Source organism: Paraburkholderia sp. Tr-20389, assembly GCF_017104565.1.
GTDB lineage: Bacteria > Pseudomonadota > Gammaproteobacteria > Burkholderiales > Burkholderiaceae > Paraburkholderia.
The window spans coordinates 78,385-93,947 of the sequence record NZ_JAAGPD010000038.1 but is presented as its reverse complement, the minus strand read 5'-3'; the positions used below and the strand labels follow the sequence as shown (position 1 = coordinate 93,947).

The 15,563-nt window shown below is 64.2% G+C and carries 15 protein-coding genes; 10 read left to right on the top strand and 5 right to left on the bottom strand.

Translation table 11 applies throughout. From position 1 onward, the window contains the following. Positions 1–215 precede the first annotated feature (215 nt). On the top strand, positions 216–1,028 hold the full coding sequence (locus G3N95_RS29045) for a mechanosensitive ion channel family protein (protein WP_205973539.1): 813 nt from the start codon (positions 216–218) through the stop codon (positions 1,026–1,028). 75 nt (positions 1,029–1,103) lie between these two features. On the opposite strand, the gene G3N95_RS29040 is transcribed toward G3N95_RS29045, so the two are convergent. After that, on the bottom strand, positions 1,104–1,793 hold the full coding sequence (locus tag G3N95_RS29040; protein WP_205973538.1) for a DedA family protein: 690 nt from the start codon (positions 1,791–1,793) through the stop codon (positions 1,104–1,106). Positions 1,794–1,996: 203 nt separating this feature from the next. Here G3N95_RS29040 and mutL point away from each other — a divergent pair, with 203 nt between their 5' ends. Both mutL and miaA read left to right on the top strand, forming a co-directional pair. After that, the gene (mutL, locus tag G3N95_RS29035; RefSeq protein ID WP_205973537.1) at positions 1,997–4,069 is read left to right on the top strand and encodes a DNA mismatch repair endonuclease MutL; all 2,073 of its coding nucleotides are present in this window, start codon (positions 1,997–1,999) and stop codon (positions 4,067–4,069) included. A gap of 34 nt (positions 4,070–4,103) precedes the next feature. After that, on the top strand, positions 4,104–5,057 hold the full coding sequence (miaA, locus tag G3N95_RS29030; RefSeq protein WP_205973536.1) for a tRNA (adenosine(37)-N6)-dimethylallyltransferase MiaA: 954 nt from the start codon (positions 4,104–4,106) through the stop codon (positions 5,055–5,057). Between the two features lie 22 nt (positions 5,058–5,079). On the opposite strand, the gene G3N95_RS29025 is transcribed toward miaA, so the two are convergent. After that, positions 5,080–5,235 carry a hypothetical protein gene (locus G3N95_RS29025; protein WP_205973535.1) on the bottom strand — a complete coding sequence of 52 codons (156 nt, stop codon included), beginning with the start codon at positions 5,233–5,235 and terminating at the stop codon, positions 5,080–5,082. 581 nt (positions 5,236–5,816) lie between these two features. Further along, positions 5,817–6,884, bottom strand: a complete 1,068-nt coding sequence (gene purM / locus G3N95_RS29020; protein WP_205973534.1) for a phosphoribosylformylglycinamidine cyclo-ligase — start codon at positions 6,882–6,884, stop codon at positions 5,817–5,819. Between the two features lie 97 nt (positions 6,885–6,981). Between purM and G3N95_RS29015 the strand changes: the two genes are divergently transcribed. Genes G3N95_RS29015 through panB form a run of 7 tightly spaced genes read left to right on the top strand, consistent with a single transcriptional unit; the run spans position 6,982 to position 13,331 of the window. Further along, positions 6,982–8,058: an AI-2E family transporter gene (locus G3N95_RS29015; protein WP_205973533.1), complete on the top strand. Its 1,077-nt coding sequence runs from the start codon at positions 6,982–6,984 to the stop codon at positions 8,056–8,058. A gap of 54 nt (positions 8,059–8,112) precedes the next feature. Continuing rightward, positions 8,113–8,886 carry a DnaA regulatory inactivator Hda gene (hda, locus tag G3N95_RS29010; RefSeq protein WP_205973532.1) on the top strand — a complete coding sequence of 258 codons (774 nt, stop codon included), beginning with the start codon at positions 8,113–8,115 and terminating at the stop codon, positions 8,884–8,886. Beyond that, the gene (locus G3N95_RS29005; RefSeq protein ID WP_205973531.1) at positions 8,879–9,565 is read left to right on the top strand and encodes an HAD family hydrolase; all 687 of its coding nucleotides are present in this window, start codon (positions 8,879–8,881) and stop codon (positions 9,563–9,565) included. The genes hda and G3N95_RS29005 overlap by 8 nt, the downstream gene beginning before the upstream one ends. After that, positions 9,562–11,160 (top strand): polynucleotide adenylyltransferase PcnB, encoded by a 1,599-nt coding sequence (gene pcnB / locus G3N95_RS29000; RefSeq protein ID WP_205973530.1) that lies wholly within the window; start codon positions 9,562–9,564, stop codon positions 11,158–11,160. The genes G3N95_RS29005 and pcnB overlap by 4 nt, the downstream gene beginning before the upstream one ends. A gap of 48 nt (positions 11,161–11,208) precedes the next feature. After that, on the top strand, positions 11,209–11,781 hold the full coding sequence (gene folK / locus G3N95_RS28995) for a 2-amino-4-hydroxy-6-hydroxymethyldihydropteridine diphosphokinase (RefSeq protein ID WP_205973529.1): 573 nt from the start codon (positions 11,209–11,211) through the stop codon (positions 11,779–11,781). A gap of 11 nt (positions 11,782–11,792) precedes the next feature. Continuing rightward, entirely contained in the window at positions 11,793–12,473 is a 681-nt protein-coding gene (locus G3N95_RS28990) for a deoxynucleoside kinase (protein WP_205973561.1), read from the top strand. Between the two features lie 42 nt (positions 12,474–12,515). Next, the gene (gene panB, locus G3N95_RS28985) at positions 12,516–13,331 is read left to right on the top strand and encodes a 3-methyl-2-oxobutanoate hydroxymethyltransferase (RefSeq protein ID WP_205973528.1); all 816 of its coding nucleotides are present in this window, start codon (positions 12,516–12,518) and stop codon (positions 13,329–13,331) included. Positions 13,332–13,468: 137 nt separating this feature from the next. Here panB and G3N95_RS28980 read toward each other — a convergent pair whose 3' ends face one another. Together G3N95_RS28980 and pabB are read right to left on the bottom strand one after the other, a co-directional pair. Next, positions 13,469–13,621 (bottom strand): hypothetical protein, encoded by a 153-nt coding sequence (locus tag G3N95_RS28980; protein WP_205973527.1) that lies wholly within the window; start codon positions 13,619–13,621, stop codon positions 13,469–13,471. A gap of 54 nt (positions 13,622–13,675) precedes the next feature. Further along, positions 13,676–15,541 (bottom strand): aminodeoxychorismate synthase component I, encoded by a 1,866-nt coding sequence (gene pabB, locus G3N95_RS28975; protein ID WP_205973526.1) that lies wholly within the window; start codon positions 15,539–15,541, stop codon positions 13,676–13,678. Between the last annotated feature and the right edge of the window lie 22 nt (positions 15,542–15,563).

Genomic DNA, 15,563 nt, shown 5'->3' with positions numbered 1-15,563 from the left:
CCTATAACAGTCGATGATTGCAGGCTGCGGCAACTGCGCCGCCGTTTCTCGCATCTCGGGCAACTCCGCCCGTTCAAGCCGTTCGCCGTACCGGAAAAGAACATCGTGCAGCACCACGCGATGGACGCGGCGTCCGCCTTGCTGATCCGCCTCGCATCCGCTGCGTCGTCGCATGCACGAGTCAGTCATACGCAACCGACTCAAGCGAGGGAATCGTGGATATAGAAGCCGTACGCGTCTTTCTGATGACCCAGGGCATCGACATCGGAATCAAGGTACTCGGTGCAATCGTTCTGTGGATCGTCGGGCGATGGGTGATCGGACTCATCATCGGCCTGCTGCGCAAAGTGCTCGCGCGCAACAGCAGAGTCGACCCGACGCTCGCGCACTATCTCGGCTCGATCCTCGCCGGCCTTCTGAACCTGCTGCTGGTACTCGCGATCCTGCAGGTGTTCGGCGTGCAGACCACATCTTTCGCGGCGTTGCTCGCGGGCGTCGGTCTCGCGGTCGGCACGGCGTGGGGCGGGCTGCTGGCGCACTTCGCGGCGGGCATCTTCATGCAGGTGCTGCGGCCGTTCAAGGTCGGCGATTTCGTGTCGGCGGGCGGCGTGACGGGTACGGTCCAGGAACTCGGCCTGTTCGGCACGACGATCATCACGCCCGACAACGTGTTGACCATCGTCGGCAACAACACGATTTTTTCTGGCGTGATCTCGAACTACAGCGCGCAACCGGTGCGGCGCGTCGAACTGACGGCGAAGGTCGCGAACGGCGTGGATCCCATCGATGCGGCGAACCGCTTGCGCGCCGCCGTCACGAAGATTCCAAATGTTTCGGAGAGTCCGCCGCCGGATATCGAGGTGCTGTCGTTCACGCCGGAAGGGCCGCTCCTGTGCGTGCGGCCTTACACGCATAACGACAACTACTGGCAGGTGTACTTCGATACGAACCGCGCGATCATCGATACCTTCCGCGAAGCGGGCTATCCGACGCCGGAAACGCCCGTGGTGCGGCGCGCGGCGACCTGAAGGTCCTTCTTCTGCGCGATTCCTTGCGCGGGCATCCGTTGAATGCGTTGAACGGATGCCCGCGGCTTGCGTGCGTCAATGGCCCGTGCGATTGCCGGCCGAGCCCGACGGCTGACGCTTGCTGCGGAACATTTTCCACAGGGCGCCGAGCACCACGGGCACGATGGCCGCGCCGATACCGACCAGCACGATCACATTCAGATACTGGCGGATGAACGGAATATTGCCGAAGAAGAAACCAAGCAGCGTGAGCAGCAGCACCCAGAACAGCGCACCCGCGATGTTGAAGAACTGGAAGCGTTTAACGCTCATCTGCGAAGCGCCCGCGACGAACGGCGCGAAGGTCCGCACGACGGGGATGAAACGCGCGAGCACGATGGTCTTGCCGCCGTGACGCTCGTAGAAGTTGTGTGTCTTGCGCAGCGCCTCGCGATCGAGGAACCGTTCGAGCACGGGTATGTGCGAGTTGAAGACCTTCGGTCCGATCGCGCGGCCGATCATGTAGTTCACCGTGTTGCCGAGCACGGCGGCTGCGAGCAGCAGCACGATCAGCAATTCGATGTTCATTTCGCCCGTCGCGCAAAAAGCGCCGCCAATGAACAGCAGCGAATCGCCCGGCAGGAACGGCAGCACGACGAGACCCGTCTCGCAGAATACGATCAGGAACAGCACCGCGTAGACCCACGCGCCGTACTGGTGAATGAAGACTCCGAGAAACTTGTCGATGTGCAGGACAAGATTGACGAATTGCAGCAGCGTGTCCAAAGGTCGTCCTTATAAAAGCAGATAGCTGGCGTGACGGGCATCGCGCCCCGCCGCGCTGTTGGCGAGCGATATGACGGTACGAATCGCGTCGTAGGCAGAAAATTGACCGCGCCATGATACCGAAAGTGCCATGACGTCTTGAAAAAAAGTCGCTCGCGATCTGCGCGTTCAGATGGTTTGCGACGAATCGCTATAATTTCGCCATGTCCGCGATCCCCGAATCTTCCGAAACGCGCGCCGACGCGCCCGCCGCTCCGGCGGCTGCGAGCCCCGACGCCGGCGCAGCCGAAAACGCCCTCACGCCGCGTCCGTTGCGCGCCATCCAGCCGCTGCCCGACCAGTTGATCAGCCAGATCGCGGCGGGCGAAGTGGTCGAGCGGCCGGCGTCCGTCGTGAAGGAACTGCTGGAAAACGCGCTCGATGCGGGCGCAAAGACGCTGCGCATCCTGCTCGACGAAGGCGGCGTCAAGCGCATCTCGATCACCGACGACGGCTGCGGCATTCCCGAAAGCGAACTGGCGCTCGCGTTGATGCGCCACGCGACGAGCAAGATCCGCTCGCTCGCCGAACTCGAAGCCGTCGCGACGCTCGGGTTTCGCGGCGAAGCGCTGGCGTCGATCGCGTCGGTGTCGGAAATGCACATCACGAGCCGCATTGAGACTGTTTCTCACGCGACGCGCATCGATGCACAGACGGGCGCGCTGTCGCCCGCAGCGGGCACGCGCGGCACCACGATCGAAGTGCGCGAGCTGTACTTCAACACGCCCGCGCGCCGCAAGTTCCTCAAGAGCGAACAGACGGAACTCGGCCATTGTCTTGAGATGATCCGTCGCGCTGCGCTCGCACGGCCCGACGTCGCGATTTCGGTGCTGCATAACGGGCGCGCCGTCGAGCACTGGAACGCGAGCGATCCCGCGACGCGCGTCGCGAAGATTCTCGGCGAAACGTTCGCAGGCGCGCATCTGCCCCTCGACGAATCGGCTGGACCGCTTGCCGTGTACGGCTGCGCCGGCCTGCCGACCGCGAGCCGCGGACGCGCCGACCAGCAGTATTTCTTCGTCAACGGCCGCTTCGTGCGCGACAAGCTGCTCACGCATGCGGTGCGCGCCGCGTACGAGGACGTGCTGCACGGCGATCGCTACCCGTCGTATGTGCTGTTCCTCGATCTGCCGCCCGAAGCCGTCGACGTGAACGTGCATCCGTCGAAAATCGAAGTTCGTTTCCGGGATTCGCGCTCGATTCACCAGTTCGTTTTCCATGCCGTGCAGCGCGCGCTCGCAAGGCACGCGGGCGCTTCGCCGGAAACGACGTCGGGCGGTCACGCGGCGCGCATCGAGCCGATGCCATCCGCGTCGCCCGCATCGTCTTTTTCGACGGGCACGCCTGCTTCGTTCGGCTCGACGCCGCTCGGCGGCGGCTTCCGGGTCAGCGACGGCGGCAGCTCGCAGCCGGGCAACACCTGGATGCGCCAGGCGCGCATGACGCAAGGCACGTTGCCCGTCGCGCAGCCGCTTGCGCTATATGACGCGCTGTTCGGCCGCAAGGACGCGGGCGCGGGTACGTCGCAAGGCACGACCTCGCTCGAACTGCGCGACGCCGCGGATACGGCTGACGGCGCCGTCGCGCCCTCTTTTGCGGGCTTCGCTGCCACCCAGCCTTCCGCCGCGCCGCAAAGCTTCAATCCACATGACGAACAGCCGCTCGGCTTCGCGCTCGGCCAGATCCACGGTATCTACGTGCTCGCGCAGAACGCGCGCGGCCTCGTGATCGTCGACATGCACGCGGCGCACGAGCGCATCCTGTACGAGCAGTTCAAGAATGCGCTCGCCGATCGCGCAATTGCGGTGCAGCCGTTGCTGATTCCCGTGTCGATGACAGCCGATGCCGTCGAAATCGGCGTTGTCGAAGAGGAGCGTGAGACGCTCGATGCACTCGGCTTCGATCTTGCCGTTTTGTCGCCGACGACCATCGCGATCCGTGCCGTGCCCGCGTTGCTGAAGGACGCCGATTTGCAGGCGCTGGCGCGCGCGGTGCTGTCCGATCTGCATGCGTACGGCGGCTCGCGCGTGCTGACGGAACGCCAGCACGAACTGCTCGGCACGCTCGCGTGCCATCACGCCGTGCGCGCGAACCGGCGGCTGACGCTCGATGAAATGAATGCGCTGTTGCGCCAGATGGAAGCGACGGAACGCGCCGATCAATGCAATCACGGGCGCCCGACCTGGTATCAGCTGACGCTCGCCGATCTCGACCGGCTGTTCATGCGCGGACAGTGAGCGGCGCCGTTTTTTTCAACCGCTCACGTTTTTCATGACGCAGCACACACCGCAACCCATCGCCTGTCTCCTCGGCCCGACCGCCTCCGGCAAAACGGCGGCCGCGCTTGCGTTCGCCGCGCGGGCGCCCGTCGAGATCGTCAGCGTCGACTCGGCGCTCGTTTATCGCGAGATGGACATCGGCACTGCGAAGCCATCGGCGGAAGAACGCGCCGTCGCGCCTCATCACCTGATCGACATCGTCGATCCCGTGGACGCCTATTCCGCCGCCGATTTCCGCGCCGACGCGCTGCGACTCGTCGGCGAGATCACGGCGCGCGGCAACGTGCCGTTGCTTGTGGGCGGCACGATGCTGTACTACAAGGCGCTGACGCAAGGTCTGAACGACCTGCCCGCCGCCGACGCAGAGGTACGCGCGACGCTAGACGCCGACGCGGCACGCGAAGGCTGGCCGGCGCTGCACGCGCGGCTGGCCGCGGTCGATGCGATCACGGCTGCGCGACTCGCGCCGAACGATTCGCAACGGATTCAACGAGCGCTCGAGGTGTTCATGCTGACCGGGCAGCCGATGTCGGTGTTGCTTGCTGCGCCCGCGCGCAGTGATGATCTGGCGAGCCGGTATCGGTTTGTGCCCATTGCGTTGGAGCCGTCCGATCGCAGCGTGCTGCATGCTCGTATTGCGCAGCGGTTCGATGCGATGCTCGCGAATGGGTTTATCGACGAGGTAAGGCGACTGCGCGCGCGGGGCGATCTGCATCCTGGCCTGCCGTCGATGCGCTGCGTCGGGTATCGGCAGGCCTGGGAATATCTCGACGGCGAAACCGATTACGACACCATGCGGGATAAAGGCGTCTTTGCGACGCGGCAACTGTGCAAGCGGCAGCTTACCTGGCTGCGGGCGATGCCCGAACGTGTTGTTGTTGATTGCTGCGCAGGCGATGTTACTGGGTTGGCCTTGCAGGCTATCGAGCGCGTTATTGCTGGGTAGGTTTTTTGTTTTTGTCTGCGACTCAGTCGGCGTTTTTTGCCTGCGGCGCGGCGTTGCCGGTTTTTTTTCTTCGCTGGCGTCCGCGTTTTGTCTCTGGTTTGCTGGCGTTGCCCCTGTGCGGGGCGGCACTTACTTTCTTTGCCGCCGCAAAGAAAGTAAGCAAAGAAAGCGGGCTCACACCGCCAGTCCTTGTTTTTGCCTGCGGGCCCCCGACGGTTCTTACGCTTCACGCGGCAACCCACTTGTTTGCGCCCGTTGCCAGCGGGCTACCTGCACGCATCACCCGCTTCATACTCCCGCGTCGCCGACTGCGTTACCAGACGTCTACCGCCGCCCAGGTGGCAAACGGTGTGTAGGCTGTCGCGATGGAAGTGCACCACTCCGGACTGAAAAACAGATCGGTGTCGTAGGATCGCCAACGCATACGGCGCGACAACCTACACACCGTTTGCCACCTGGGCGGCGCAGACGAATCGCTGCCGCTAGCTGCGCTACGGGTGACTGGAGTGGGTGATGCGCCTGTTCGAGGCGCTGGCAACGGGAGCAAAACAAAGTGTTGCCGTGTGGAGTGCGGGACCCGTAGGGGGCCCGCGGGCAAGTACAAAAGCTGGCGGTGTGAGCGGCTTTCTTTTGCCTACTTTTCTTTGCCGCTGCAAAGAAAAGTAGGTGCCGCCCCGCACAGGGGCAACGCCAGCAAACCAGAGACATCACGCGGATGCCAGCGAAAAAAAACCAAACCCGCGCGCCGAAGAAAGCGCATCAAACCACGACGGTCTGCGCCTCACCTTCCTTGCTCTGACGAACGGTACCAATCTTCCAGACCTGCTCACCGGCGGCAGCCAGAAGCCCAGTAGCGGCATCGGCATCAGCGGCAGAAACAATCACAGCCATCCCGATACCGCAATTGAACACGCGATGCATCTCAGCATCAGCCACACCGCCATGCTTCTGCAGCCATGCAAACAGCGGCGGCAGCGGCCACGCGCGATGATCCAGCTCAGCCGTCAAGCCCTCGCGCAATACGCGCGGGATATTCTCGACCAGACCGCCGCCCGTGATGTGCGCCATGCCCTTCACTTCGAGTTGCTGCATCAGCGCCAGCAGCGGCTTCACGTAGATGTGCGTCGGCGCCATCAGCGCCTCGGCCAGCGTGCGGCCGTCGAAGTCGGCGTTCAGATCGGGCTGCGCGCGCTCGATGATCTTGCGCACCAGCGAATAACCGTTCGAATGAATGCCGCTCGACGCGAGACCCAGCACGACGTCGCCCGGCACGATCTTGCTGCCGTCGATGATCTTGCTCTTCTCCACAGCACCAACCGCGAAGCCCGCCAGATCGTATTCGCCATCCGGATACATGCCCGGCATCTCAGCCGTCTCGCCGCCGATCAGCGCGCAGCCAGCCAGCTCGCAACCCTGCGCGATGCCCTTGACGACCGTCGCCGCCGTGCCGACGTCCAGCTTGCCGCATGCGAAATAGTCGAGGAAGAACAGCGGCTCGGCGCCTTGCACCAGAATGTCGTTGACGCTCATCGCGACGAGGTCCTGGCCCACCGTGTCGTGCCGGTTCAGCTGGAATGCCAGCCGAAGCTTCGTACCGACGCCGTCCGTACCCGAAACCAGCACCGGCTCCTTGTACTTCTTCGGCACCTCGAACAGCGCGCCGAAACCGCCGATGCCGCCCAGCACGCCGTCGCGCAGCGTCTTCTTGGCAAAGGGCTTGATCGCGTCGACCAGGGCGTCGCCCGCGTCGATGTCCACGCCTGCGTCCCGATACGACAAACCTTGGGCCGAATCAGGTGAATTCGGAGCGGATTTCGGTTGATTCATGGGGGGAGTGCTCGAAGGTCGGTAAAATGCGATTTTACCCGATGCCGGCCGCGTGGCTGGAATTTGAGACGCCGACACGACACCTGGGAAATCCGCCTTGCAGCAAAACAGTCCGATCCTCACGCCGTACCAGCGCCGCGCCTTTATCTGGCTTGCCATTGCGCTTGCCGTGGGCATTCTGCTCTGGCTGTTGAGCCCCGTGCTCACGCCGTTCCTGCTCGGCGCGATCCTCGCCTATATCCTGCAGCCGGGCGTCGCGTGGATGACGCGCCGCCGCGTGCCGCGCGGCCTCGCCGCGTCGCTGATGATCCTTTTTTTCGTCGCGATCGTCACGCTGCTCGGGCTGCTCGTGCTGGGCGTGATCCAGAAGGAAGTGCCGCAGCTCAAGCAGCAGGTGCCGGTGTTCTTCTCGCACCTGCATGGCTGGCTCACGCCGAAGCTCGCCGTGCTGGGCGTGAGCGACTCGCTCGATTTCGCCAGCGTCCGAGACATGGTGATGGGCCAGCTCGAAGGCAGCGCGCAGACGGTCGCGCTGTACGCGTGGACGTCGATCCGCACCAGCTCGAACGTGATGCTCACGGTGGTCGGCAACGTGGTGATGGTGCCGCTCGTGCTGTTCTATCTGCTGTACGACTGGAACGCGATGCTCGCGCGCGTGCGTGGCTTCATCCCGCGCCGCTGGTTCGCGAAGACGATCCATCTCGCGCGCGACATGGATCACATGCTGTCGCAATACCTGCGCGGCCAGCTCCTCGTGATGGGCGTGCTCGCCGTCTTCTACGCGGCCGCGCTGTATATCGCCGGTTTCGAAATCGCGCTGCCCGTGGGCATCTTTACCGGACTCGCTGTGTTCATCCCGTATCTCGGCTTCGCGACAGGCCTTGCGCTCGCGCTCCTCGCCGCGCTGCTGCAGTTCGGCAACTGGTACGGCTTCGGCGCCGTCGCGGTGATCTACGGCGTCGGTCAGATACTCGAAAGTTTCTTCCTGACGCCGAGACTGGTCGGCGAACGGATCGGCCTGCATCCGCTCGCGGTGATCTTCGCCCTGCTCGCGTTCGGCCAGCTGTTCGGCTTTTTTGGCGTGCTGCTCGCGCTGCCCGTCAGCGCGATACTCTCGGTCGCGTTTCGCGAGCTGCGGCAGAGCTATCTGTCGAGTTCGCTTTACAAGAACTGATCGCCAACCGGGTCACGTAACGGGTTATTAGGGCTTATTTACGGCTTAACTATTGTGTCGCGCCAACTGACGCTCGATCTCGGCACCCCGCCGCCATCGACATTCGACAACTTCTTCGCCGGCGCCAACGCCGAGCTGGTCACGCGCCTGCGCGAGCTGGACGCGGCGCTCGCGGCCGGCCCCGTCGCGGACCGCACGTTCTATATCTGGGGCGAGACGGGCAGCGGCCGCACGCATCTGCTGGAGGCGCTCGTACACGAAGCGCCGCCCGGCCATGCGCGCTATGCCGGCCCGCAGAGCAGCCTCGCCGCGTTCACGTTCGATCCCACCGTCGCGCTGTATGCCGTCGACGAGTGCGACCGTCTTTCGGGCGCGCAGCAGATCGCGCTGTTCAATCTCGTCAACGAAGTGCGCGCGCATCCGACCAGCGCGCTCGTCGTCACGGGCAACGCCCCGCCGATGGGCCTGGAAGTGCGCGAAGACCTGCGCACGCGCATGGGCTGGGGCCTCGTGTTCCACGTCGCGCCCCTCGCCGACGAAGGCAAGGCGGCCGTGCTCAAGCGTGCCGCGCGCGAGCGCGGCATCAATCTCGCCGACGACGTGCCCGCCTACCTGCTCACGCATTTCCGCCGCGACATGCCGAGCCTGATGTCCTTGCTCGACGCGCTGGACCGCTTTTCACTCGAACAGAAACGCGCCGTCACGCTCCCGTTGCTGCGCACGATGCTCGCCTCGCCCGATAATGCGGGCGGCAGCAGCGACAGCCCGCGACGCGCGGCTCTGCAAGCCTCGTCATCCGCTTCAAGTAAAATAGTCCCCCATGGCTAATCTCGCTCTCTTCGACCTCGATCACACGCTCATTCCCACCGACAGCGACCACGAATGGGGCCGCTTCATGGTGAAACTCGGCATTGTCGAAGCCGAAAGTTTCGCGCGTGAAAACGATCGCTTCTTTGCCGACTACAAGGCCGGCAAGCTCGACATTCATGCCTATCTGGTCGCGATGCTGACGCCGCTGGCGAAATACCCGCGCTCGCAGCTGAAAACGTGGCACGACCAATACATGCACGAAGTGATCAAGCCGGCCATCGTGCCCGCCGCGATGGAACTCGTGCAGAAGCACCTCGACGCGGGCGACCTGTGCTGCATGGTCACCGCGACCAACGAGTTCATCACCGCGCCCATCGCCGAAGTGTTCGGCATCGACAAGCTGATCGCGTGCGAAGTGGAAACGGTCGACGGCCATCCGGCATCGGACTACACGGGCTTCCCGAAAGGCACGCCGAGCTACCGTGAAGGCAAGATCGTGCGCACGGAAGAATGGCTCGCGTCGCTGGGCAAATCATGGTCGGACTTCGAGCGCAGCTATTTCTACAGCGATTCGCATAACGACATCCCGCTGCTCGAAAAGGTCACCGACCCGATCGCGACCAACCCGGACGACACCCTGCGCGCGCATGCGCAGAAGCAAGGCTGGCGCATCCTCGAACTCTTTCAACCCACGTGATCAAGAAACTCATTCGCAAGCTGTTCGGACAGGACGCGGAGCCCGCTGACGAGGCCGCGCCTTCCACGGAATCCGACGACTCCTCCTTCGACGAGCGCCCGCACACGGTCCGCTCGACTCCCAGGTCATCGAAAGGCGGCTCGCGCCGCAAGCCGGCCGCGGCCACTGCTGTCGCCAGCGAGCCCGACGCGCCCGTCATCATCTCCTCCGATATTCACGGCATCGACCCGTCGCTGATTTCGCGCAACGCCATCCGCGTGACGGAAGGCCTGCAGCAGGCTGGCTTTCGCGCGTTCATCGTCGGCGGCGCGGTGCGCGATCTGCTGCTCGGCATCGCGCCGAAGGACTTCGACGTCGCCACCGACGCCACGCCCGAACAGGTGCAGAAGCTGTTCCGCCGCGCGCGCATCATCGGCCGGCGCTTTCAGATCGTGCACGTGCAGTTCGGCCAGGAGATCATCGAAACGTCGACCTTCCGCGCACTCGTGGACGCGCCGCCCGCCGACTCGCCCCCGCCTCGCCGCCTGAAGCGCGACGAACTGGACCGGCGCACGCATGCCGTCGACGCAAGCGGCCGCGTGCTGCGCGACAACGTCTGGGGCGAGCAGCACGAAGACGCTACGCGCCGCGACTTCACCGTCAACGCGATGTACTACGATCCCGCAACGCAGACGGTGCTCGACTATCACAACGGCATGGCCGACGTTCGCGCGCGCCTGCTGCGCATGATCGGCGACCCCGCCACGCGCTATCGCGAAGACCCGGTGCGCATGCTGCGCGTCGTGCGTTTCGCGGCGAAGCTCGACTTCGAAATCGACGAAGCCACCCGCGCGCCGATCACCGAACTCGCCGACCTGATCAACAACGTGCCCGCCGCGCGGCTGTTCGACGAGATGCTCAAGCTGCTGCTGTCGGGTCACGCGCTCGCGTGCCTGCAGCGTCTGCGCAAGGAAGGTCTGCATCACGGCCTGCTGCCGCTACTCGACGTCGTGCTGGAACAGCCGCACGGCGAGAAGTTCATCACGCTCGCACTGAACAACACCGACGCGCGCGTGCGCGCCGGCAAGCCGGTGTCGCCGGGCTTCCTGTTCGCGACGCTGCTGTGGCACGACATGCAGCAACGCTGGCAGCAATACGAGGCGAACGGCGAATACCCGGTGCCTGCGCTGCATCGCGCGATGGACGACGTGCTCGACATGCAGACCGAAAAGCTCGCCATTCACAAGCGCTTCTCGTCGGACATGCGCGAGATCTGGGGCCTGCAGCATCGCCTCGAAAAGCGTTCGGGCCGTAGCGCGCTGAAGCTGCTGGAACACCAAAGATTTAGAGCGGGGTATGATTTCCTCCTGTTGCGCTGCGAATCGGGCGAACTGGATGAAGCGGTCGGTTCGTGGTGGACGGAGTTCATCGAAGGAGACGCCGCTGCGCGCGAAGCACTGCTTTCGCAAGGCGGGAAGGACCGGGCGCCCAGAAAACGACGGCGGCGTAGCAATAGCCGAAACCGCAGCAAACAGGGCGACGGAATGGAGGGCGGCACGGCTTCAGGAAACCACGCAGCAGACGATGCGAGCCACGACGGCCCGCATGAGGACTGACGCATTTCCGGCGCGCGCCGTCGAACGCAAGTTGCAGGAAGTTATGCCATGACGGTTGCCTATCTCGGCCTCGGCGCGAATCTCGGGGACGCGCGCCAGACCCTGAAAGACGCGGTGGTGTGCCTCGCACAACAGCACACCATCACCGTGCTCGCGAAATCGAGCCTTTATCGAACTGCCCCGATCGACGCGGGCGGCGACGACTATCTGAATCTCGTCGTCAAGCTCGACACCTCGATGCCCGTGCGGCATCTGCTCGCGCTGTGCCACAAGATCGAGCATCACTTCGGCCGGGAGCGTCCCTTTCGCAACGCGCCGCGCACGCTCGATCTCGACATTCTGCTGTACGGCGAACACGCCATCGACGAACCCGATCTGATCGTGCCGCATCCGCGTATGACGGAGCGCGCGTTCGTGCTTGTGCCGCTTGTCGAAATCGAACCGGCGCTGATCATTCCGCAACGCGGCCGCGCCGATGCGTTTCTCGCAGGTGTCGCCGATCAGCGCATCGAGAAGATGAAGTCCACCTGCCAGTGCCTCGCACCCAACGCGAGCGCCGCAACCGGCTCGATCGGCATGGCAGACGACAGGGACGACGCGCCCAAAGGCGGCTGCCGATGAGTTCGCTGCCGATGACCGCCCCGCCGCTCACCGTGACGGCGCCCGATCTGCGTCCGCCACATGGGTATCTGACGATCGAAGGGCCGATCGGTGTCGGCAAGACCTCGCTTGCGCGCCGGCTTGCGCAGCGCTGGTCGATGCACGAACTGTTCGAGCGCCCGCAGGACAATCCGTTTCTCGAACGCTTCTATCGCGACACGTCGCGTCATGCGTTGCCCACGCAACTGAGCTTCGCGTTGCAGCGCGCGCAGCAGACGCAGGACATCGCCGCGCTGCGCACGGCTGGCACTCCGCTCATCACCGATTTCATGACGCAGAAGAACGATATCTTCGCGCGTCTGACGCTGGACGACGACGAGTACCAGCTATACCGCGCGCTCGCGGCCAAGCTCGATACGCCGGGTCCGTCGCCGGATCTGGTCGTCTATCTGCAGGCGAGCCCCGAAGTTCTGTTCTCGCGCATCCAGAAGCGCGCGGTGCCGATGGAACTGCAGATTTCGGATGCATACCTGCGTTCTCTGTGCGACGCGTACAACGATTTCTTCTATCACTATGACGGCGCGTCCGTTCTCACGGTCAGCGCCGAACACCTGAACCCGCTCGAATCCGACGCGGACCTTGCTTTGCTCGTCGAACGCATCGAAACGATGCGCGGGCGCAAGGAATTCTTTGTCAAAGGCGGCACGCTATAGCATCTGGCTGTAGCGTGTAGCCGCATTACCAATGGACTTCCCATGACCTACTTGCAGGAGACGAGCCGCAGCGCCGTCACCGTCCCGAAACTGCTGGCGATGCGCGACGCCGGCGAAAAGATCGCGATGCTTACCTGCTACGACGCGAGCTTCGCGGCGCTGCTCGATCGCGCGGGCGTCGATTCGCTGCTGATCGGCGACTCGCTCGGCAATGTGTTGCAAGGACAGAGCACCACGCTGCCCGTCACACTCGACGAAATCGCGTATCACACGGCCTGCGTCGCACGTGCCAAGCCGTCGGCGCTGATCGTCGCCGACATGCCCTTCGGCACGTACGGCACGCCCGCCGATGCGTACGCGAACGCCGTCAAGCTGATGCAGGCAGGCGCGCAGATGATCAAGCTCGAAGGCGGCGAATGGCTCGCGGATACGGTGCGCTTTCTGGTCGAGCGCTCGGTGCCCGTCTGCGCGCACGTCGGACTCACGCCGCAATCGGTGCACGCTTTCGGCGGCTTCAAGGTGCAGGGCAAGACGGAATCGGGCGCGGCCCAACTGCTGCGCGACTCGCGCGCGATGCAGGACGCGGGCGCGCAACTGCTGGTGATGGAAGCGATGCCGACGCTGCTGGCCGCCGAGGTCACGAAGCAGTTGCGCATTCCGACGATCGGCATCGGCGCGGGTGTCGACTGCTCGGGTCAGGTGCTCGTGCTGCACGACATGCTGGGCATTTTTCCCGGCAAGCGTCCGCGCTTCGTGAAGGATTTCATGCAAGGACAGCCGAGTATTCTCGCCGCCGTCGAAGCCTATGTGCGGGCCGTCAAGGACGGCACCTTCCCTGGACCGGAGCACACGTTCTGATTCAGGCCTGGCGGCGCTTTCGAGCGCCGCTTTTCATTTGTTTTCGGCTGCGGCTCAGGCTTCGTTCGGTCGATCACACATCTTTCAGACGGGTCCGGTTCGCCCTGTAATCGGCGTCGTCTATCTTCGTTCTCCTTTCAGCGCGCGAGCCGCGCATCGACGGAGAGACGACCATGAGCCCCTTTTGCCTGATCGACGTCACGAGCATTCGTGACCATGCGCACCGCGCCCGCGAACACGACGCCACCTGGCATGCGCGGCTGGGCGCGTGGATCGGGCGCCTGCTTCATCGGCATCACGCCTGATGCAGGGCCCTTCCGCCCTCGCGCTGCCGGTTCAATCCTTCAAACAATAATCCGCGCCGGCATCGCGCCACGCAGCGCATTGCAGAGCATCAGCGCTTGCGCATTCAACACATCGTTCCGCGTCAACACACGCTCGCCTGCCTGCATGTCGGGATCGTCGAGCAGCACGCCACGCATCACGCCCGGTAGCACGCCCGACGACAATGGCGGCGTCCACCAGCGTCCGTCCAGCTTCACGAAAACATTCGATCGCCCGCCCTCGGTCAACTCGCCGCGCTCGTTGAAGAACAACGTGTCGAACGCATCGCGCGATTCGGCTTCGCGCCAGCCGCGATCGTATTCCGCGCGGCGCGTGGTCTTGTGTAGCAGCAGCGGATCGGCTGCCTGCATCGTCGCGAACCCATGATCCGGGCCCAGCAGTACGCCGACCACCTCTTCTGTCAGCGGTACGAGCGGCGCAAACGTGATTTCCGTCGCACCTGCCTTGTCCAGTGTGAGCCGCATCCGGTGCGGGGTTTCGTTGCGCAGCGTCGCGCATTGCGCGGCGAGTTGTGCGCGCACGCTGTTGTCAGCGAATGCGAAACCCAGCCAGCGTGCACTTTGACCAAGCCGCGCCAGATGGCGTTCGAGATGCCGCACGCCACCCTCGCGCGTCGCGTACATCGTTTCGAATAGCTGGAAGCCGGGGTCGGCTTCCGTCAGGAAACGTGCTTTCAATTTGCACTCCGCGTATTCGTCTTGCGCCACGCTGTCGAGCACGATGCCCGCGCCGATGCCCATTTCGCCGCGCCGGGGCGCGAACGGCGTCGCGGCACCGAGCGTCAGCGTGCGAATCGCCACCGACAGACAGAAGTCCTCGCACTGCTTGCCGACCGCTTCGCCAAAATCGGGCGGTGCGTCGAGCCAGCCGATTGCACCCGTGTACAAGCCGCGCGGCGTGGATTCGAGTTGTTCGATCAGCTGCATGGTCTTGTGCTTCGGCGCGCCCGTAATCGAGCCGCAGGGAAAGAGCGCGCGCAGAACGTCAGCGAACGATGTGCGCGGGCGCAGCGTCGCCGTCACCGTCGACGTCATCTGCCACACCGACTGATACGGCTCGACGGAAAAGAGCGCCGGCGTTTTCACCGTGCCCGTTTCGGCGATCCGCGAAAGGTCGTTGCGCAGCAGATCGACGATCATCACGTTTTCCGCGCGGTTCTTTGGATCGTGGGCGAGGAATTCGGCCGCCGCACGGTCCTGCTCCGCGTTCGACGCGCGCGGCGCCGTACCCTTCATCGGGCGCGTGCGCAACGAAGCGCCCTTCTTCTCGACGAACAGTTCCGGCGAACACGACACGACCCAGCGGTCGCCCGGCAGCGCAATCAGTGCGCCGTAATGAACCGACTGCCGCGCGCGCAGCCGCCTGAAAAGTGCGGCCGGCGTACCGAACACGTCGAAGTACAGCCGGTAGGTGTAGTTGATCTGATAGGAGTCGCCCGCACGGAGCGCCTCGTGGACGGCGTCGATGGCCCGCGTGAACGCGGTTTCGTCGACGCTCGCCTGAATGCCGCCGATGCCCGCCACCGACGGCTCGACCGCCGCGCTGTCGTAGAGTGCAAGCCAGGTGTCGACTTCGTCGCGCGACATCTTCTGACACTGTTCGAACAACAAAAAACGCAGCGTGCCACCGGCACGCTGCGTTTCCTGTTGCAAAGCCTGTCCGAACTCGTAGTCGGCCAGCACGACCGCGAAAAGACCGCTGTCGACATCGGCCGAAGCCGCATCGCACACGGCATCCAGCTGCGCTCGGTCAGTGCAGACGTGCTCGTGCCGAAAGCCCGTGTATAACCGGCTCGACCGGCGACTCGAGGTCGAGTCGCAGTCGTCCAGCAACGCGAACACGCCGCCTGTCGCTTGAGCCGCCATGCATACCGCCAACTTCAGAATG

Coding starts and splice junctions, on each gene's coding strand:
- mutL (WP_205973537.1), top strand. CDS start 1,997: ATGTCCGCGATCCCCGAATCTTCCGAAACGCGCGCCGACGCGCCCGCC.
- G3N95_RS29005 (WP_205973531.1), top strand. CDS start 8,879: ATGGCTAATCTCGCTCTCTTCGACCTCGATCACACGCTCATTCCCACC.
- G3N95_RS28990 (WP_205973561.1), top strand. CDS start 11,793: ATGACCGCCCCGCCGCTCACCGTGACGGCGCCCGATCTGCGTCCGCCA.
- miaA (WP_205973536.1), top strand. CDS start 4,104: ATGACGCAGCACACACCGCAACCCATCGCCTGTCTCCTCGGCCCGACC.
- panB (WP_205973528.1), top strand. CDS start 12,516: ATGACCTACTTGCAGGAGACGAGCCGCAGCGCCGTCACCGTCCCGAAA.
- G3N95_RS28980 (WP_205973527.1), bottom strand. CDS start 13,621: ATGAAGCAGGCGCCCGATCCACGCGCCCAGCCGCGCATGCCAGGTGGC.
- folK (WP_205973529.1), top strand. CDS start 11,209: ATGACGGTTGCCTATCTCGGCCTCGGCGCGAATCTCGGGGACGCGCGC.
- pabB (WP_205973526.1), bottom strand. CDS start 15,541: ATGGCGGCTCAAGCGACAGGCGGCGTGTTCGCGTTGCTGGACGACTGC.
- purM (WP_205973534.1), bottom strand. CDS start 6,884: ATGAATCAACCGAAATCCGCTCCGAATTCACCTGATTCGGCCCAAGGT.